This is a genomic window from Albidovulum sediminis (genome assembly GCF_025380365.1).
GTDB classification, from domain to species: domain Bacteria; phylum Pseudomonadota; class Alphaproteobacteria; order Rhodobacterales; family Rhodobacteraceae; genus Albidovulum; species Albidovulum sediminis.
The window spans coordinates 1-17,611 of the sequence record NZ_JAOCQF010000011.1 but is presented as its reverse complement, the minus strand read 5'-3'; the positions used below and the strand labels follow the sequence as shown (position 1 = coordinate 17,611).

Genomic DNA, 17,611 nt, shown 5'->3' with positions numbered 1-17,611 from the left:
CGACTTGGTTCGTTATGTCTTCTTTCGCCGCAGCGGGCGGATGTCGGCAGACTATTTGCTGCAATACCCCCTCAATCGGGATTGCCAAGTTGATTACGGCTTTGCGTGAGGATAGGCGATCATTATGAGAACTCCACCAACAATGCCGCGCCTGAAGGGCTTTCGTTTTCCTCGCGAGATCATCTCCTACGCCGTCTGGGCTTACCATCGGTTTGCACTCAGCACGGCCGATGTCGAGGATCTGCTTGCTGAGCGTGGCGTGGTCGTCAGCCGGGAGACGGTTCGGCTATGGGTAAACCGGTTCGGTCCCCATTTTGCCAACTGCATCCGAAGGGATCGACCGACACCTGCAGACAAGTGGCATCTTGACGAGGTGGTGGTGCCGATCAATGGCGTGAAACACTGGCTTTGGCGGGCGGTCGACGCAGACGGCGCTGTACTCGACATTCTCGTTCAGCCACAGCGAAACGCGAAAGCCGCGCGACGTTTCCTGAAGCGGCTTGTCGCCCAATTCGGCCACCCACGCGTTGTGATCACAGACAAGCTCCGCAGCTATTTCAAGCCAGTCCACGATTTTGCGCCGGGCGCGGATCATCGCGCGCATAAAGGCCTCAACAATCTGATCGAAGGATCACACCGGCCGACGCGGCGACGGGAAAAGATCATGGGAAGGTTCAAATCGCCGAGGCAGGCGCAAAGGTTCCTTGCTGCCCACGACCAGATCAGCATCATCTTCCGCCCCCGCCGCTATCGACTTTCCACCATCTCCTACCGTCATGCCAGAGCCGATGCCTTCGGCCTGTGGGACGGTTATGCCGCCGAGATGACGGCCTGATTGCGAGAAATCACCACTCTTGCAATCAACGTCAAGTAACTTGGCAATGCCTCGGCTGGACAACGGCAACGATCCCGAGACCGGCGGCAACAGCCGCTTTTCCGATATGCACGGGCATGGCGGCGAGTGGCGGATCGAGAAGCAGCGCCTGAGGTGGGATATCCTCGAAGCCTTCGCCGATGCGGCGGTCGAGGCCGGGATTCCGCGCTCCGACGATTTCAACAGCGGCGACAACGAGGGCGTGGGCTATTTCGAGGTCAACCAGAAATCCGGTTGGCGCTGGAATACCTCCAAGGCTTTCCTGCGTCCGGTGCTCGGCCGGGCCAATCTCTCCGTCTGGACACATGCGCAGGTCGAGCGGCTGACGTTCGAGATCGACGATACGGGGCAGAAGCGCTGTGCCGGAGCCGTGCTTAGACGGCAGGGACAAACAATAGAGGTGCGGGCGAGCAGGGAGCTTGTCCTGTCGGCGGGTGCGATCGGCTCTCCGCACATCCTGCAATTGTCGGGGGTCGGGCCTGCTTCCCTGCTGAGGGGCCATGGGATCGAGGTGGTGCACGAGCTGCCTGGGGTGGGCGAGAACCTGCAGGACCATCTGCAGATCCGGGCCGTGTTCAAGGTGAGCCATGCGAAGACGCTCAACATGCTTGCCAGCAGCCTGTCCGGCAAGGCGAGGATCGCCCTGGAATATGCCCTGCGGCGCAGCGGCCCGATGAGCATGTCGCCGTCGCAGCTCGGCGCCTTCAGCCGCTCCGATGCCGCGCAGCCCTATGCCAATCTGGAATTCCATGTCCAGCCGCTGAGCCTCGATGCTTTCGGCGAGCCGCTGCACCGCATTCCGGCCATTACCGCCAGTGTCTGTAACCTCAATCCGACGAGCGTCGGAACTATGCGCCTGCGCTCGGCGAAAGCGCAGGACGCTCCCGCGATCGCGCCCAACTACCTGAGCACCGAGGAGGACCGCAGGATCGCGGCCGAAAGCCTTCGGCAGGTGCGCAAGATCGTATCGCAGCCGGCGCTCGCGAAATATCAGCCGGTCGAATGGAAGCCCGGGCCGCAGTTCCAGAGCGACGAGGAACTCGCCCGCTTGGCGGGAGACATTGCCAGCACCATCTTCCATCCGGTCGGAACGACGAAAATGGGGCGCGACGACGATCCCATGGCGGTGGTGGACAGCCGCCTCAGAGTTCGCGGCATTGCCGGGCTGCGCGTTGTCGATGCCGGCATCATGCCCAGGATCACCAGCGGGAATACCAACGCGCCGACCCTGATGATCGCCGAGAAGGCGGCCGGATGGATGATCCGGGAGCAGGAGAGGCCGTGATCAGGAGCCGTCGCCTACTATCAGGGCGCTGACCAAAGGGGCTCAGTTCGGAGTTTCGATCCGATTCCCATCCTTGTCGAAGAGATGGATGTGGTTCGCGGCGACGTAGAGTTCTGCTCCTCCGCTCAGTCCGTCTGCGCGCGGGATTCTGGCGGTTATCACCGGGCCATCGGTCAGCAATTCGATGATCGTTTCCGCTCCGAGGTGTTCGACCACGCCCAAAGTGCCCCGAATGGCCCCGGGCGTATCATGCGGAACAATTCTGAGATGTTCCGGCCTTATTCCCAGGAATGCCTTGCCGCTGACGGGGACGGGGCTGTCGATCGAGATGCCCTGGCACTGGAATTTCCCGTTCTCGACCTCGCCTTCCAGAATGTTCATGCTCGGCGAGCCGATGAAGGTGGCGACGAAGAGGTTGGCGGGCTCGTCATAGACCTCGAGCGGTGTCCCGATCTGCTGGGCGACACCCCCGTGCATGACTACTATCCTGTCCCCCATGGTCATCGCCTCGACCTGATCGTGCGTGACGTAGATCATGGTCGATTTAAGGGACTTGTGCAGGCGGATGATCTCGTTGCGCATGACGCTGCGCAGCTTGGCGTCGAGGTTGGACAGGGGCTCGTCGAACAGAAAGACGTCGGGTTCGCGGATGATCGCGCGCCCGAGGGCGACGCGCTGGCGCTGGCCTCCGGAGAGCGTGCGCGGTTTGGCCTGCAGATATTGTTGCAGGCCGAGCGTGTCGGCGACGGCTTCGACCTTGCGGGCGATCTCCTCCTTCGGGACCCCTGCGAGTTTCAGGGCGAAGCCGAGATTCTCGCGGATGGTCATGTGCGGGTAGAGAGCATAGGACTGGAAGACCATCGCGATCCTTCGGTCTCTCGGATCGAGATCGGTCACGTCCCGGCTGCCGATGAAGATTTCTCCACCGGTAGGCAATTCGAGCCCGGCGATCATCCGCAAGGTGGTGGTCTTCCCGCAGCCCGAAGGTCCGACAAAGACGACGAACTCTCCTGCCGCTATCTCCAGGTCGAAAGCCTTCACCACGGAAAAATGGCCGAAGCTTTTGCTCAGGCCACGCAGGCTCACATTCGTCATTGCGGGCGTCATTGCGGGCGTCATTGCAGGGCTCCAAGGTATGCCATCTCGGCGACGACGAAGATTATCGTTCCCCAGAACCCGACTTCGCCGCTGTCGAACAGGCCATGCTTGTCGTTCCACCAGCCAAGGGCGAGCTGAAGGGGAAACACGGCGATAAGGATCAGGAGATGGGGTATCATCGCTGCACACGAAGGATTTTTCTTATCACGATGATCAGCAGGGACGCGACGACGGGCAGAACCACAAAGGCGCCGGCCGCCACGGCGTAGCGGGATACCCCCAGATCGAGCGCCAATGGGCAGACGACGACGATCAGCAGGCAGTAGAGAAACGCCCAGAGGCTGCCGCGAAAATTGCCGTTGGACAGGCTGAAGAAGCGTTGCTGGCCCTGCGGGGCGCCCGTGAAGGCCGGTTCTGCATTCACGGGCTCACCGCTCATGGCTGCAGGATCTCCGTGAACGCCGCCTGGAGTTTCGCAAGCGCCGTGTCGGCGTCCTGCTGGTCCGCTCCCGCCGCGCTCAACTCGTCGAGGAGAAGAGGCTGCAACTCCACCCATTCGGGCAGCGCCGGCCGCGGATAAACGAGGTTCGGGTCGGAGAGCAGCTTGCGGAACAGGACGGTCGCGCCGTCGTCGTCGAGTTCCGGATTCGCCAGAACGTCCTTTCGGAAGCTCAGGCAGCCCAGCGGATGGCAACGCGACTGCACGTCGTAGGTGCCGAGGAACTGCGCCAGCAGGAAGGCAGCCTCCTTGTGCTGGGATTTCGACGGGATGACCCATGAGGAGCCGTCCGCGACCGTGTGCGGGCCGGGGTGAAGGAAATAGCCGATCTTGCCCGAAACGACCGGGCATTCCTCGGGCTTTTCTTCCATGGCCGTCGAATCCGCCCAGCCGGGGGTCGAGAACAGCTTGCCGGTGCAGAAATCGGCATATTCCTCATCCCAGGTGTATTCCTTATAGGAAGGCGGCGAGAACTGCCGCCAGTCGAGAAGGTATTCCAGCGCCTGCTTGGCGACGGGCTTGTCGAACTGCGGCACGCGGTTCTCGTCGACCATGACGCCGCCCATGCCGAGCAGGACGCGCTCATAGTCGTAGAAGAGGGTAATGTGCCGCTTGAAGGCCGCGGCGGTGCCCCACAATTCATGGTCGAGGGTCTGACCGGCGACCTTCTCGCCCGGCTTGCGGTTGTAGAATTCGGCGACGTCCCGCCATTTCTGCCAGTCGTCGACCTCGATCCACTTGTCGCCGTTGAAAGGCGTGTCGTAGCCGTATTTGGCCTTGAAAGCCGCCTGCTCGGCGGGGTCGGCCGCAAGATCCTTGCGATAGATGCCGAACGGCGAGTTCAGCATGTAGGGAATGCCGTAGAGGACGCCCTTGTAGGTGCCGGTGCTGGCGATGACGCCTTGCGACATGTCTTCGAGCTTGTAGCCGGGGTCGTGCAGGGCCGCATTGTCGAGGAAGGGCTGCATGGGCTCCGCGAAGCCGTGCTCGCCCCAGGCGCCGATCACCAGGTTGGTCATCTGCACAAGGTCGTAGACCTGCGTGCCGGTCAGCGCGTCGGTCAGGGTCTGCTGTTGTATCTGGCCGAGATCGCCCGCCTCGATGGTCACCTTGATCCCGGTCCGCTGCTCGAATTCCGGAATGAATTTCTTGAAGGCGTTGCAGGGCGCATAGGCCTCGCAGGCGATGGTGATGGTCTGGCCCTTGTAGGGTGCGGAAGCCTCTTCCAGGTTCCAGGCCCATGCGGAACCGGCGGCCAGTGCATAGAAAGATCCCGCGAGTGCCGCCACAAGGATGGCGGGAGTGCTGTGTGATGTGGCTCTCATTCCCCTGTTTCCTTTCCCGCGCGTTTTGAAGGGTGCAAACCGGCCGGCACGGATATGCCGGTTTGCTTCTAGGTGCCCGTTTCGAGAGGTCCGTAGGTTTCCCGGTATTCGTCGAGCCCCCGCCTGAAACGGTCGAGATTGAGTTCGCAGTAACCCTCGAAGCTCGGCGCATAGTCGCCATAGGTCGCGGCCATCGATGCGGCGACCGTATCGCCCGGCAGATGCGAGACGAGCTTCTGAACGGATGCCCAGAGATACTCCATCAGGGAAACCACGACGCAGAACAGGGAGAAGAGCTTCATCTCCTGAAAGCCGGCCGGCTTGCCGAGGTAGTGCGATACCACCCGTTGCCAGTCGGAGCGGGCGATATCGCCGTTTATCGTCATGCTTGCCAGGTCGGCCATCGGATGGCCGACGCCGCCGTAATCCCAGTCGATCAGTCTCAGGATGCCATGTTCGTCGAAGACGAAATTCTGCGGCGATAGGTCCATGTGGACGAAAGTCGGAACGAATGGCGTGGTGTGCGCCTCGATTGCCGTGCACAGAGCCTCGAATTCAGGGATCGCATCCGCCGCTTCCCGGCTGCCCGCCTGATCGAGGAAGGCGTAGTAGCGTCTGACCTTCTGAGGGGGATAGCAGAAACGCAATGGACCCGGCAGGTTGCTGCCGAGGCCGTGAAGCCGCTTCAGGAGGTCGATCGCCGCTTCCAGAACGGAGGCATCGGCGAAGGAGTCCGGACGCAACGCGCCGCCGGGCAGGAAGTCCATGATGGTGAGCGCGTCGTCCTGATAGTGCAGCCGCGGGGAAATGCCGGCGTTCGCGGCCGCGTTCATCACCGTCGCCACAAAGGGCTGGTAGAGGTCGTGCGCCGGCATGTCGAAGCTGACGCGCGCCACGTATACCGTCCCGGCGTCCCGTACGATGAAGTTATGGTTGGTGAGACCTCCAACCATAGGCTCGATCCGAACCGGTCCGCGCCACAAATCCAGCGCGGCAATATGCCGAACGATCTGGTCGATACCCCACGAGCGCTGGATCAATCCCAGGTCCTTGTCGTTGTTCCCACTCATTTCCAGGTCCTTGTCGTTGTTCCCACTCATTTCGTGGAGAGTTACACATAAAAACAGGGTTGTGAATTGTTTTTTCCACTCTCACATTCGCAAGAATTGCGCCGCCTCGCACAGAGTGTCTAGAACGACGTGCGCGCCCGCTTCCATAAGGTCGGTCCGTGTCCCGGCGCCGCTCAGCACGCCTATGCAAAGTCCCAGGCCGGCGTTCCTTCCGGTTTGCATGTCGTGCGGCGTGTCGCCGACGATCGCTATTTGCTCCCGCCGGAGCCCCGAGGCCGTGCAGAAGGCCAGCGCCATTCCGGGCTCCGGCTTCGCGCCATAGCCGCTGTCGCAGCCGGCGACGAAGTGGAGGGCATCGCGAAGCCCCAGCCTGTCGACGCTCGCGTGTGCCGAGAGCGCCGTCGCGTTCGTCGCCATGCCAAGCGAATATCCCGCCTTGCGGAAGGCTTCGATGACTTCCAGGGCCTTGCCGATCGGCCGTGCCTCGGCCATCTCGTGCGCGTCGATCGCGGCCAGATGCTCCTGGATATCCGTCCTGCTCGTTCCGGGCAGCAGGGGCTGCCAGCGCGCGATGACATCCTCGTTCGTTCCGGCGGCGAAAGCGCATTCGACCCCCATCCGGCGGGAGTCGGAGCGGAAGCCGACCGCCTTCAGTAGCGCGTCCTCCAGTGACGGGTCGCCCTGCGAGAACAGGGCGGCGGCCCGCTGCGCGATCCGGATGAAGGGGGCATGAAGATCGACGATCGTCCCGTCGCGATCCAGCAAAAGCCCGCGCACCTCCACCCTCGTGCCTCCCGGTTGTCCGCCTGTTGGAAAACACCATAGATGATATTGTTATTTCCACAAGATTATGTTATCTCCTCGCTTACGCAAAATCCACCGGGCGGGAATCGCCCGGGAAACGCCTGCGGAGCGGCCATGTCGAGAGAACTACCCGAGCGAAGCCAGATCGTCGTGATCGGCGGAGGAATTCTTGGCTGCTCGACGGCCTATCATCTGGTGCGCCGCGGCTGGAAGGACGTGGTGGTGCTGGAGAAGGCTCAGCTTACGTCGGGCACGAGCTGGCATGCGGCCGGCTCCGTCGGCCAGCTTCGCAGCAGCATCGGCATCACGCAGATGATCGGCTATTCGACGCAACTCTACGGCCGGCTGGAGGCGGAGACCGGCCAGGCGACCGGCTGGGTCCAGTGCGGCTCCATCCGCTTGGCCTGCACACCCGAGCGGAAGGACGAACTGGAGCGCTCAGTCATGATCGGGCGGTCGATCGGGCTGGATATCCGCATGATCTCGCCCGACGAGGTCAAAGCGATGATTCCGGTGGTTTCTCTGGAGGGCGTCCTTGGCGCGATCTACATTCCGACCGACGGCATGATCAATCCGAGCGACGTCACGATGGCGCTGGCCAAGGGCGCGCGAATGGAAGGGGCGCGGATCTTCGAGAACACCAAGGTCACCGGGTTCGTGCGCAGCGGCGACCGGGTGACGGCGATCGAGACGACGGGCGGGACGATCGCCTGCGACAAGGTCGTCCTGTGCGGCGGTGTCTGGGCGCGCGAAGTGGGACGGCTGGCGGGCGTCAACGTGCCGTTGCAGGCCAATTACAACCAGTATGCGATCACCGACGTCATACCCGGCCTTCCCCGTGGTGCGCCGGATTTGCGCGACCCCGACAACTACATCTATTTCAAGGAAGAGGTCGGGGGCTATGCCTTCGGCAACTACGACCAGGAGCCGCAGGCTTACGAGATTTCACCCATTCCCGAGGACCACGCATTCCATCTCTTCGAACCGGAACTGGACCATTTCACCTTGACGGTCGATGCCGCCGTCATGCGCATCCCTGCGCTTGCCGAGGTCGGGATCAAGCGGTTCATCCACGGGCTGGAATCCTTTACGGAGGACGGCATGCCGATCATGGGCGAAGCGCCCGAGCTTCGTGATTTCTTCCTCGCTTGCGGCTTCAACGGTTTCGGCATCGCGTCGGGCGGCGGTGCGGGCAAGGCGATGGCGGACTGGATTACCGACGGCCAGCCGCCGTACGATCTGGGAGCGGCCGACATTCGCCGCTTCAGCCGGCATCACGGATCGGACCAGATGGTCAAGCAACTCGCGATCGACGGCCAGCGGCGCCACTATGCTCTTGCACGCCCGTCGGACGAGGCGCAGATGGCGAGAACCTTGCGCCGCAGCCCCGTCTATGCCGCTCTTGCCTTGGCCGGGGCGCGTTTCACGCCGGTGGCCGGCTGGGAAGTCGCGGAATACTTCGATGGCGAGGCAGGCGCCGATGTGGACGACCTCGTCAACGGCGAATATATCGCCGCGAAGCGGTCCGCCATTCTCGTCGACGATAGTTCGCGGGCGAAATTCGCCATTATGGGACCGGGGGCCGAAGCAGCCCTTCGAAACCTCTTCCCGGCCTGCCCGCCGCTGACGAAGGGGCGGATATCCACCGGCTTTGCGCTCACTCCCACCGGCGGCATCGATTGCGAGGTGACGATCACGCCACTGGAGGACGACAACTTTGTGCTGACGACGTCGGCATCGCGCGGCACCTATCTCCAGACCTTCATTCGTCATGGCCTGGCGAAAGTTCCGGAAGTCCGGTGGCTGGACGTGACGGCGGGAACCGCCGTGTTCGTGATGAGCGGTCCTGCGGTGCTCGAGATACTGGAGCCGCTGATCGAGAATGCGATTCCTCGCCCCGGCACGTCGGCCATCGAGCATGGCTATCTCGCCGGTGCGCCGGTGCGCCTCGTGGCTGCCACGCCGTTCGGCGAGCCGGGCGTCGAGGTCCATGTCTCGTCCGACTACGCGGCCTATGTGTTCGAAGCACTGCTCAAGGGGGGGGCGGGGGGCGGGGCGGCGGGCGGATTGCGCCTTGCCGGCTCGCGGGCCATCGACAGGCTGCGGATCGAAAACGGCATTCCAGCCTTCGGGAACGAGATCGATGGCCGAACGAAGCCTTGCGAGATCGGCGTCGCTGCAGGCACAGGCGGTGAGACGGCCGGCCGATCCTTGAAACGGTTCCTCGTCGAGGGAAGCGCCTATCGTCCCAAAGGCCGCGAGGGCCTATTCGCCGGGGACCAGCGCGTGGGAAGCGTCACCAGCGCGGCCTTCTCGCCCATCGCCGACGGAAGCTTCGTTCTTGCCTTCGTCGATAAACGGTTCGCAGATTCGGGACTTGAACTGGAAACGCATGACGGCAAAGTTAAAATCGCCGGTTGCGGTGGAACCCACTCGGAGCATTGACCATGGCAAAGGGACGCTGGCCTGCCCTGCGGATCAGGTGGCATTCGAAAGAGGTCTTCGTCTTCTTCTGCCTGGCGCCCGTCCTGCTGTTCCTGACGCTGACGTCCGTCCTGCCCTCCATCGTCGCCCTGGGCGACAGCCTCACGAACTGGAACCTGGCCGGCTTTGCCAAGCAGCCCCGCATCGTCGGTCTGGCGAATTATACGACCCTTCTCGGCAACGACCCTCAATTCTGGGGGGCGCTGCGCAGAACCGCCGTCTTCGTGCTCGTCGTCGTTCCCATCGAGCTTGTGCTGGGGCTGGCCGCGGCGCTCTGCTTCGATCGCTACTTCTTCGGCCGGCGCCTGATGATAACGCTGGTGATGATCCCGACGATGATTGCGCCGGTGGTCGTGGCCATGCTGTGGAGGTTCATCCTCGCGCCGAGTTTCGGCGCGGGCACCTATCTGTTGCAGTCCGTCGGCCTGTTCAAGAACGTTCCGATCTTCTCCGATCCGGCGACGGCCTGGCTCGCGATCATGCTGATCGATATCTGGGAATGGACGCCCTTCATGATGCTCATCATGATCGCGGGTCTTTCGAGCCTTCCGTCGGAGCCGATCGAGGCCGCGCGGATCGACGGGGCGAAGCCCTGGCAGATCCTGTGGCATGTCCAGCTTCCCATGCTGAGGCCGCTGATCGTCGTCGCCGTGCTGTTTCGGGCGATCGACGCGTCGAAGATGTTCGACGCCGTTTATGTCCTGACCGGCGGCGGTCCCGGCACCGACTCGACCTCCACGATAACCTTCTTCGCCCACAAGGCCATTTTCGGTTCATGGAAGCTCGGCTACGGATCGGCCATCTGCATGGTGCTCGGCCTGATGTCGCTGATTGCCGCGGCCGCCTTCAACAAGATCGTCTCGGCGAGAAAGGAGCCCGCATGAGCAGCGTTCGCAGGCAAACCGCGTGGCGGCGCCGGTTTCGGGCGGCATCCTGGATCTTGCCCCTGTTCTTCCTGCTCGTTATCGCGCTGTTGCCCTATCTCTGGGTGTTGTTGACCAGCTTCAAGCCCAAGGACGAGATCTTCGTCTCGCCCCCGAGCCTTCTGTTCGACCCGGTGCTCGACAGCTATCGTTCGGTCTTTGTCGACAAGGGCTTCGGACGGTATCTGTTCAACTCCATCGTGGTCGGCCTTTCGAGCACGCTGGTGGCAGTGACCATCGGCGTCCTCGCCGCCTACGCCCTTGCACGGCACAAGGTGCCGGGCTCGAACCACCTGATGTTCTTCATTCTCTCGACGCGGCTTGGCCCGCCGGTGGCTTTCGCCTTGCCGATGTACCTGATCTTCTACCGGCTCGGCATGCTGGACCTCGGGGTAGCCGTCATTCTGGCACATGCGAGCTTCAATCTCGTCCTCGTCGTGTGGATGATGAAATCGTTCTTCGAGGATATCCCCAAGGAGGTGGAGGAGGCCGCCCGGCTCGACGGCTGCGGCCATTTCGGCGTGTTCTTCCGCATCAGCCTGCGCATGGCGTGGCCGGGCGTCGTCACGGTGGCGATCTTCGTTCTCTTGTTTTCGTGGAACGAGCTGTTGTTCTCGCTCATTCTCTCCGCCGGGCAGTGGCGGACGATGACGGTGATGATCCCGACGCTGGTCGTGCAGACGAGCACGCTGTGGGGCGAAGTGGCCGCGGCCTGCGTGGTCCAGAGTATTCCCGTCATCCTCTTTACATTCATGGGACAGAAGCATTTGGTGCGGGGGCTCACCTTCGGGGCCGTGAAAGGATAGATATGATTCGGGAGGACGCTGCGTGAACGACGATGCAGCCGTCGGGAGTGAAAGTGGCGGCCGTTTCGACCGCGAAACCCGTCTCAAGCGTATCGTGGCCGAGCTCGAAGCCAATCCGGGCATGAAGCTCGTGAGCCTGGCCGATGCGTTCAACGTGAGCACGGAGACGATCCGGCGGGATCTGAACAAGCTCACGCGCCAGGGCCTCATCAATCGAACCTATGGCGGGGCCATGATCGTTCCTTCCGGGATCGACCGCCCGTTCATGGAACGCAATGCCGTTCACCGCGAAGAGCGGATTGCCATCGCCCGCCGGGCGGAAAAACTGGTCGAACCGGGCGAGACCCTCGCGCTGGGGCCCGGCGTGACGACGCTTCAGTTCGCGCGCCGCCTCGCGGCCGGATCGTCCAACGTGACCGTCATCACCAACGACCTGCGGATCACGACGACTGTCGGGGCGTCCAAGAACAGCCGCGTCATCATGCTGCCCGGAGGGGATTGCCAAGTTGATTACGGCTTTGCGTGAGGATAGGCGATCATTATGAGAACTCCACCAACAATGCCGCGCCTGAAGGGCTTTCGTTTTCCTCGCGAGATCATCTCCTACGCCGTCTGGGCTTACCATCGGTTTGCACTCAGCACGGCCGATGTCGAGGATCTGCTTGCTGAGCGTGGCGTGGTCGTCAGCCGGGAGACGGTTCGGCTATGGGTAAACCGGTTCGGTCCCCATTTTGCCAACTGCATCCGAAGGGATCGACCGACACCTGCAGACAAGTGGCATCTTGACGAGGTGGTGGTGCCGATCAATGGCGTGAAACACTGGCTTTGGCGGGCGGTCGACGCAGACGGCGCTGTACTCGACATTCTCGTTCAGCCACAGCGAAACGCGAAAGCCGCGCGACGTTTCCTGAAGCGGCTTGTCGCCCAATTCGGCCACCCACGCGTTGTGATCACAGACAAGCTCCGCAGCTATTTCAAGCCAGTCCACGATTTTGCGCCGGGCGCGGATCATCGCGCGCATAAAGGCCTCAACAATCTGATCGAAGGATCACACCGGCCGACGCGGCGACGGGAAAAGATCATGGGAAGGTTCAAATCGCCGAGGCAGGCGCAAAGGTTCCTTGCTGCCCACGACCAGATCAGCATCATCTTCCGCCCCCGCCGCTATCGACTTTCCACCATCTCCTACCGTCATGCCAGAGCCGATGCCTTCGGCCTGTGGGACGGTTATGCCGCCGAGATGACGGCCTGATTGCGAGAAATCACCACTCTTGCAATCAACGTCAAGTAACTTGGCAATGCCGTTCATCATCTATCCAACGCACGCCTGAGCGCTCGATTCCTTGGTTGATTTGGTTCCTCGCCCGGATGCCGGCCTCCACCTTTCCATTCGTCGGTCCCGAGCCAGTCTTCGAAATAGTATAGCCAAAGGTAGGTCCACGGAACGATGGTCTGGTCAATCCGCTTCGTTGGCTCCCACTCCCCTGTTCCTGGAAGATTTAGGCAGAGACGGACAGGATTGTTGTAGACATGCGGTAGGGGACGACCGCTTGCTAGAAGCTGCAGATCCGGGTCTGCTATCTGAACGGATGGCGTTTCCCCGGGTCGGTAGGCAATATTCACTCGGTAGGTCCGTGCGAGAGGAGTCGGCTGAACTGCCATTTGCCAGGTTAGCTTTTCGCCGCTCAACGTTCCCGCACCCTCGATGGTAGGACTTGAGCGCAGAAACAAGAGCTGCTGCGAGAGCGTTAGATTTTGCCGCCCACCATTTCCTATCATTGATCGCCGAAGAAAGTATTCGCGGGAACAATCGTCGATGCCGCTACCTTCGACGTCGTCAGGCCGATTAGGGGCGCGACGGAAAGTAGGCCAGATTTGCGACCATCCGATACCGCATCCACCCGATTGCCCAACACCCGACCGGTAACACCGGATCCGAATGATCGCTCCATATTCAGAGACAAGCGGTCCTGTCCGACAGCGTCTCGAAGGGCTTCGAAATCGGACAGAGCTTGCGCGTGCCACGCGTAGAAGGCTGGTGCCCGGCGAACATCCTTGTTCCAGTTGTCCGCGAAGTTTTCCCCGTTGGTCGTCTCATTCAGGATGGCATAACCCCGCCGTCCGTCCACAATGGGACGATCGATGAAGTGCGGCATCATCCGGATCGTTTCGACCAGTAGATCCATTTCGTCTTGGAAGACGTGCTTGCGCACGCAATAGGCGTAGGACTGCATCGCAAGGGTGGTAATGATCACGGAAATCGGGGCCACGTCTTGCGTGTTGTTCTCGTAAAAAACGTCGCGGTGCCGTTTGAGCAATTGCACGATGCGGCGCAGGATACCTTTCACTGCTTCTCGGACAGGGAACGGCTCCACGTTCGCCTCGTCTCGCTGCATGGCAATGAACTTACCCACAAAGGTCGGTCGAAGTGCAGCTCGCTCGTCGAACAGCGTTTTGTAGGCCCGCGGGTTTGTCGGATGCCATTCTTTCAAGGCCCTGTCGGGCACCAGTTCGCCCCGGTTGATGCAGGCCGTGTTTGCGATAGTCGGGGACAGGTCGAGGTGAAAGTCTCCCGCATAATTAAGTCGCCAGCAGCGCTTCTTTTCTTCGAGAAGGCGCACGTAGGTGGCGTGTTCCTTGAGCCGATTGCCAACAGCCGCTTTCAGGGCCGCCGGGGAGATGCCTGACGAGATACCTGCGCAAAAGCAGATCAGATCGACATCGAATTCCCGCCGCCCGATTGGCTTCACAGCCGTTCCAAGCGCACTGGATCCGTGAAGATAGACCAGAACACTGACAAGTAGCGGATCAGTCGATCCGGAAAGCCAGTCTCCGACGGCACCATAGCTCTGGCGCGCACGATCAAACTGGGTCTCGGTGAGGTCCAGATCCTCGCCTATCTCGTCCAGGATGGTGAATATCTGAGTGCGCCGACGTATATCACTGTCGGTCAGCGGCTGTCGCAACATCTGATTCACGCCGCGTTCTCCTTAAGTTGATAGACCGGCACGAAGGTATCGGCAGGCTGGGTGAAAAAGATCGGCGTCAGGTGGGGCTTTGCTTTTCGGGCTTCTGACATGCCGAGGCCCTTGAGGCGGCCGATCTTCGTGGTGTCATCCAAGGTAAAGAATCCGCTCGGGACAGACGGCGAAATGCGGTAGATGCGATCCCCTTCGTAAGGGTGTCCCGTCAGGAGCTTTGCCATGCCGAGTGCGCCATGTGATTGCCCATCCGCGTAAAGGTTGAGGACTTTGAGGCCGAGCCCGGCAAACCCTGGACTTTCAGGCAGCATGTAGACCTCGTCCAGACACCCGAGGCTTAGGATGCGCAGGTCTGCCGGATGCCACCCTAGAAGAGTGATAGCTTCGACGACGGCAATTGCTGTGGGATTGTTGGCCCACGTCCCGCCATCAGTCAGGCCGATATCATCAACAGTGCGATGTCGCTTGAAATATGTAGGTGCTGCTGCAGTTGCCAAAGCGGCATCCAGCGCAGTCTTGCGAAAATCGGTTTGTAGGCGCGCGTGGTGCGCGGTCTTATAGATATAGGGGCTGCGGAGATCGGCATCCCACGCTGGGATCACCAACCGGGTCTGTGATTGCCCGATCAGATCGTCATTGAGAACGGCCTTGAGTTCGCGGGCAAGAATTTCTGCATCGTGCTTTGGCCCGATAGCGTGCCGCCCTGTAGAGGTGAGGGTGCGCCAGGCCTGCCGAAGCCTCCCCGGCGGCTCGTCATTCGCATTGTCCTGGCCGAAGATGACAGGCCCGCGGCGCTCGTAAAGCTCGAGCAGTTCCCTTGCCGTGCGGCCGAGGCCAAGGCCAAGTGCGATGATGCCGCCCGTCGATGTGCCCGCGATGAGATCGAAATAGCAGCCAATGGGCTGGCCCAGATCTTCCTCGAGCCCCGCGAGGAACGCAGCCGGCATCGTGCCCTTGATCCCGCCCCCGTCGATGGAGAGGATGCGACGTATTTGCCTGTTACTCCCACTGCCGCTCATTCCGATGTCCCTTGTATTTCTGCCGTTCAGCCCTTCGGCGGATACGGGTCCCTGCCGTAGGTGTTGCGCTCGCGGATGCGGCCGTTCTCGCCATGGATTAGCATCTCGCTGCCTTGCCGGATCGCAACTTCACGCGCCGCGCTGATCGCCTCACGTTGAGTACCGTGAACTGAAGTGGCGCGCTCGTTGCCTGCACCCCTGACCGCCCATCCGCTCGCATGAGGCACAACATGTTGATTTTTTTTGGTCATTTTGGCCTTCCTGCCTCTATTTTCATTGACGTTTCGTCAACCTTGTGTTCATATATACACTAAGATATGGCGTTTATCAACCGCCGCAGCGTCGATGGGAGAGAACCATGTTCGGACAAAGGCTCAGGCTTGCCCGCAAGCAGGCAGGACTGTCTATGCAAGCACTTGCGGAAAGCTTGACTCCTGGCATTTCGGCGCAGGCAATCAACAAGTACGAGGCGGATAAGATGATGCCGTCCTCTGCCGTATTGGTCGGCTTGAGCAAATCCCTAGGAGTATCGCTCGATTTCTTAATGGGCGGCCAAGTGCATGAGCTGCAGTCACTTGAATGGCGGAAGACCTCGAACGCCTCTGCGCAGGACCGCGCCAAGGCGGAAATGGTCGTGATCGGGAAGCTCGAGGACTACCTGGCCATCGAGGACATTCTTGAAATCCAACAGCCTGACAACCCCTTCGCCGAAGTTCGGATCGATCAAGTTGAAGACGATGACGCGCTCGACAGAAAGGCGCTCCAGGTCCGTGAGAAATGGCAGCTGGGGATCGATCCGATCCCCAGTATGACTGCCCTTCTCGAAGATAAGGGCCTGAAAGTTATCGAGACCGATCTTCCGGAGCGCATCAACGGTATGGCATGCCATGTCGAACGGGCTGACCTCCCACCGACCGAAGTAATTGTTGTCGCACGCCAGACCAACGTCGAGCGCAAGCGGTTCAACCTTGCCCATGAACTGGCGCACCGGATCATCGCCGGAACCGAGAATCCTTCGATCCGGCTGGAACCGGCGATGAACCGTTTCGCCGGAGCCTTCTTGGTGCCCGCTGAACATCTTACCGCTTTGGCCGGTGAAAATCAGCGCGGCGTCACGTATCATGAGATCATGCGGCTCAAGCGAACCTACGGTGTTTCGGCCGCTGCGATGCTGATGCGGCTTGGTCAAGTAGGTATCTTGTCTAGGGCGGCAGTCGAGTATGCTTTCAAGACCTATGCCCGTAGCTGGCGAAGCACTGAACCAGAGGCCCTTGAAGATGGCGAAGGCTTTGCTGCCTTCGAAGTTCCACAACGCTTCGAGGGTCTGGTCTGGCGTGCTCTTGGAGAGGAACTGATCTCACCTGTCCGAGCGGCGCAGATGCTGGGCCTGCCCTTGAACATAGTCGAACGTGCAATCAGGGGGCCCCGCGACCTGTGACCTGCGTTGTAGTCAACGATGCGTCCTGCTTGATTGACCTCCGCAAGGGGCAGCTCCTTCACGTCCTTCTGCGGCTTCCGTATCAGTTTATCGTACCGTTGCCGATCCGCGAAGAAGAGCTCCTCGATTTCACGCCTGAAGAATGGCGCATGCTTGAGGGCGGAGGCCTCGCGACATACGATCTTCCTGGCGAAGAAGTGGCGCTCGCAATGGCGCTGAAACGAGAGTGCCGCGGTCTTTCGGCGAACGACTGCTTTGCACTGGTGACAGCAGCCAGACAGAAGAACGGAATCCTCCTCACTGGGGACAATCAGCTTCGGAAAATTGCTTCATCGAAGGAAGTACGAGTGCATGGCGTTCTATGGATAATCGACGAACTGCTTGCCGCAGGGGCCTGCGAACTTGAGCTCCTGGTCTCTGCACTGGAGATCTGGATGAATGACCGTGCCGTGTTTCTTCCCGACTCCGAGATCGAAAAGCGACTACGGAAGTTCTAAGACCTTTTGTGCGGACGATAGAAGCACAGTTCGATGGCGGCACGGTTGGGCCGATTAAGGACAAGAAAACCCAGAGACATTTGCTGAAATGATTGCCCCTGGGCCCTGCCCCGACAATTGCTCGATGCCCCTAGAACTTAGGGGGCTCACGCCCCCCTCTCGAACTTCACGACGGGGATGCCGAGCTTCTTGGCCTTGTCGGCGAGGTTTTCCTGGATGCCATTGCCCGGGAAGACGAGGACACCCACGGCAGGACGTCCAGCATGGCGTCGTTGCGCTTGAAGGGGGCGGCCTTGGCGTGCTTGGTCCAGTCGGGCTTGAAGGCGACCTGGGTCACGCTGCGGGCCTCGGCCCATTTGGCCGCGATCAGTTCGGTGCCCTTGGGGCTGCCACCGTGGAGAAGGACCATGTCGGGATACTTGGTCCGGACCTGGTCGAGCTTGCCCCAGATAAGGCGGTGATCGTTGAAGTCGGTCCCGCCGGTGAGGGCCACCTTGGGGCCTGCTGG

The 17,611-nt window shown here is 61.1% G+C and carries 18 protein-coding genes and 2 pseudogenes; 9 read left to right on the top strand and 11 right to left on the bottom strand.

All coding sequences use genetic code 11. From position 1 onward, the window contains the following. Positions 1-124: 124 nt before the first annotated feature. Together N5I32_RS21080 and N5I32_RS21075 are read left to right on the top strand one after the other, a co-directional pair. Positions 125-835 (top strand): IS6 family transposase, encoded by a 711-nt coding sequence (locus tag N5I32_RS21080; protein WP_040673311.1) that lies wholly within the window; start codon positions 125-127, stop codon positions 833-835. Positions 836-887: 52 nt separating this feature from the next. Then, positions 888-2,159, top strand: a pseudogene (locus N5I32_RS21075) (GMC family oxidoreductase); the annotation flags it as partial. A gap of 42 nt (positions 2,160-2,201) precedes the next feature. Here N5I32_RS21075 and N5I32_RS21070 read toward each other — a convergent pair. The 6 genes from N5I32_RS21070 to N5I32_RS21045 all read right to left on the bottom strand — a co-directional run bounded on the left by N5I32_RS21070 (position 2,202) and on the right by N5I32_RS21045 (position 6,928). Next, positions 2,202-3,278, bottom strand: coding sequence for an ABC transporter ATP-binding protein (locus N5I32_RS21070; protein ID WP_304504994.1), 1,077 nt, complete (start codon positions 3,276-3,278; stop codon positions 2,202-2,204). Then, positions 3,275-3,436, bottom strand: coding sequence for a hypothetical protein (locus tag N5I32_RS21065; RefSeq protein WP_261497881.1), 162 nt, complete (start codon positions 3,434-3,436; stop codon positions 3,275-3,277). Before N5I32_RS21065 ends, N5I32_RS21070 begins: the two co-directional genes overlap by 4 nt. Next, the gene (locus N5I32_RS21060; RefSeq protein WP_261497880.1) at positions 3,433-3,696 is read right to left on the bottom strand and encodes a hypothetical protein; all 264 of its coding nucleotides are present in this window, start codon (positions 3,694-3,696) and stop codon (positions 3,433-3,435) included. The genes N5I32_RS21065 and N5I32_RS21060 overlap by 4 nt, the downstream gene beginning before the upstream one ends. Continuing rightward, positions 3,693-5,081, bottom strand: a complete 1,389-nt coding sequence (locus tag N5I32_RS21055) for an ABC transporter substrate-binding protein (RefSeq protein WP_261497879.1) — start codon at positions 5,079-5,081, stop codon at positions 3,693-3,695. The genes N5I32_RS21060 and N5I32_RS21055 overlap by 4 nt, the downstream gene beginning before the upstream one ends. 68 nt (positions 5,082-5,149) lie before the next feature. After that, positions 5,150-6,151 carry a choline/ethanolamine kinase family protein gene (locus tag N5I32_RS21050; protein WP_261497878.1) on the bottom strand — a complete coding sequence of 334 codons (1,002 nt, stop codon included), beginning with the start codon at positions 6,149-6,151 and terminating at the stop codon, positions 5,150-5,152. An 81-nt stretch (positions 6,152-6,232) separates the two neighbouring features. Then, on the bottom strand, positions 6,233-6,928 hold the full coding sequence (locus N5I32_RS21045) for an HAD family hydrolase (RefSeq protein ID WP_261497877.1): 696 nt from the start codon (positions 6,926-6,928) through the stop codon (positions 6,233-6,235). A gap of 48 nt (positions 6,929-6,976) precedes the next feature. On the opposite strand from N5I32_RS21045, the gene N5I32_RS21040 reads away from it, so the two are divergent. From N5I32_RS21040 to N5I32_RS21020, 5 genes are read left to right on the top strand one after another with little or no spacing between them, the layout of a single operon-like run. Continuing rightward, positions 6,977-9,400, top strand: coding sequence for an FAD-dependent oxidoreductase (locus tag N5I32_RS21040; protein WP_261497876.1), 2,424 nt, complete (start codon positions 6,977-6,979; stop codon positions 9,398-9,400). A gap of 2 nt (positions 9,401-9,402) precedes the next feature. Beyond that, on the top strand, positions 9,403-10,323 hold the full coding sequence (locus tag N5I32_RS21035; RefSeq protein ID WP_261497875.1) for a carbohydrate ABC transporter permease: 921 nt from the start codon (positions 9,403-9,405) through the stop codon (positions 10,321-10,323). Next, positions 10,320-11,168: a carbohydrate ABC transporter permease gene (locus N5I32_RS21030; RefSeq protein WP_261497874.1), complete on the top strand. Its 849-nt coding sequence runs from the start codon at positions 10,320-10,322 to the stop codon at positions 11,166-11,168. The genes N5I32_RS21035 and N5I32_RS21030 overlap by 4 nt, the downstream gene beginning before the upstream one ends. Before the next feature lie 22 nt (positions 11,169-11,190). Next, entirely contained in the window at positions 11,191-11,694 is a 504-nt protein-coding gene (locus N5I32_RS21395; RefSeq protein WP_261497873.1) for a DeoR/GlpR family DNA-binding transcription regulator, read from the top strand. Positions 11,695-11,709: 15 nt separating this feature from the next. Continuing rightward, positions 11,710-12,420 (top strand): IS6 family transposase, encoded by a 711-nt coding sequence (locus N5I32_RS21020; RefSeq protein ID WP_040673311.1) that lies wholly within the window; start codon positions 11,710-11,712, stop codon positions 12,418-12,420. Between the two features lie 56 nt (positions 12,421-12,476). Here the strand turns inward: N5I32_RS21020 and N5I32_RS21435 are convergent, their stop codons facing one another. From N5I32_RS21435 to N5I32_RS21005, 4 genes are read right to left on the bottom strand one after another with little or no spacing between them, the layout of a single operon-like run. Next, complete coding sequence (locus N5I32_RS21435; RefSeq protein WP_500789593.1) at positions 12,477-12,947, bottom strand: type II CBASS E2 protein; 471 nt, start codon at positions 12,945-12,947, stop codon at positions 12,477-12,479. Then, entirely contained in the window at positions 12,944-14,137 is a 1,194-nt protein-coding gene (locus tag N5I32_RS21015; protein ID WP_261497882.1) for a nucleotidyltransferase domain-containing protein, read from the bottom strand. Before N5I32_RS21015 ends, N5I32_RS21435 begins: the two co-directional genes overlap by 4 nt. Positions 14,138-14,142: 5 nt before the next feature. Continuing rightward, positions 14,143-15,168, bottom strand: a complete 1,026-nt coding sequence (locus N5I32_RS21010; RefSeq protein WP_261497872.1) for a CBASS cGAMP-activated phospholipase — start codon at positions 15,166-15,168, stop codon at positions 14,143-14,145. A gap of 26 nt (positions 15,169-15,194) precedes the next feature. Next, the gene (locus N5I32_RS21005) at positions 15,195-15,419 is read right to left on the bottom strand and encodes a DUF2188 domain-containing protein (protein ID WP_261497871.1); all 225 of its coding nucleotides are present in this window, start codon (positions 15,417-15,419) and stop codon (positions 15,195-15,197) included. 107 nt (positions 15,420-15,526) lie between these two features. Between N5I32_RS21005 and N5I32_RS21000 the strand changes: the two genes are divergently transcribed. Then, positions 15,527-16,606, top strand: coding sequence for a helix-turn-helix domain-containing protein (locus N5I32_RS21000; protein WP_261497870.1), 1,080 nt, complete (start codon positions 15,527-15,529; stop codon positions 16,604-16,606). Further along, on the top strand, positions 16,603-17,103 hold the full coding sequence (locus tag N5I32_RS20995) for a PIN domain-containing protein (RefSeq protein ID WP_500789592.1): 501 nt from the start codon (positions 16,603-16,605) through the stop codon (positions 17,101-17,103). Before N5I32_RS21000 ends, N5I32_RS20995 begins: the two co-directional genes overlap by 4 nt. Positions 17,104-17,249: 146 nt before the next feature. Here the strand turns inward: N5I32_RS20995 and N5I32_RS20990 are convergent. Next, positions 17,250-17,611: pseudogene (locus tag N5I32_RS20990) on the bottom strand (DUF2493 domain-containing protein); the annotation flags it as partial.

Bases quoted from the DNA above. Each gene is read 5' to 3' on its own strand.
- N5I32_RS21020 (WP_040673311.1), top strand. From the start codon at position 11,710: ATGAGAACTCCACCAACAATGCCGCGCCTGAAGGGCTTTCGTTTTCCT.
- N5I32_RS21070 (WP_304504994.1), bottom strand. From the start codon at position 3,278: ATGACGCCCGCAATGACGCCCGCAATGACGAATGTGAGCCTGCGTGGC.
- N5I32_RS21040 (WP_261497876.1), top strand. From the start codon at position 6,977: ATGATATTGTTATTTCCACAAGATTATGTTATCTCCTCGCTTACGCAA.
- N5I32_RS21065 (WP_261497881.1), bottom strand. From the start codon at position 3,436: ATGATACCCCATCTCCTGATCCTTATCGCCGTGTTTCCCCTTCAGCTC.
- N5I32_RS21050 (WP_261497878.1), bottom strand. From the start codon at position 6,151: ATGAGTGGGAACAACGACAAGGACCTGGGATTGATCCAGCGCTCGTGG.
- N5I32_RS21435 (WP_500789593.1), bottom strand. From the start codon at position 12,947: ATGATAGGAAATGGTGGGCGGCAAAATCTAACGCTCTCGCAGCAGCTC.
- N5I32_RS21035 (WP_261497875.1), top strand. From the start codon at position 9,403: ATGGCAAAGGGACGCTGGCCTGCCCTGCGGATCAGGTGGCATTCGAAA.
- N5I32_RS21055 (WP_261497879.1), bottom strand. From the start codon at position 5,081: ATGAGAGCCACATCACACAGCACTCCCGCCATCCTTGTGGCGGCACTC.
- N5I32_RS21015 (WP_261497882.1), bottom strand. From the start codon at position 14,137: ATGTTGCGACAGCCGCTGACCGACAGTGATATACGTCGGCGCACTCAG.
- N5I32_RS21000 (WP_261497870.1), top strand. From the start codon at position 15,527: ATGTTCGGACAAAGGCTCAGGCTTGCCCGCAAGCAGGCAGGACTGTCT.
- N5I32_RS21060 (WP_261497880.1), bottom strand. From the start codon at position 3,696: ATGAGCGGTGAGCCCGTGAATGCAGAACCGGCCTTCACGGGCGCCCCG.
- N5I32_RS21030 (WP_261497874.1), top strand. From the start codon at position 10,320: ATGAGCAGCGTTCGCAGGCAAACCGCGTGGCGGCGCCGGTTTCGGGCG.
- N5I32_RS21005 (WP_261497871.1), bottom strand. From the start codon at position 15,419: ATGACCAAAAAAAATCAACATGTTGTGCCTCATGCGAGCGGATGGGCG.
- N5I32_RS21010 (WP_261497872.1), bottom strand. From the start codon at position 15,168: ATGAGCGGCAGTGGGAGTAACAGGCAAATACGTCGCATCCTCTCCATC.
- N5I32_RS21080 (WP_040673311.1), top strand. From the start codon at position 125: ATGAGAACTCCACCAACAATGCCGCGCCTGAAGGGCTTTCGTTTTCCT.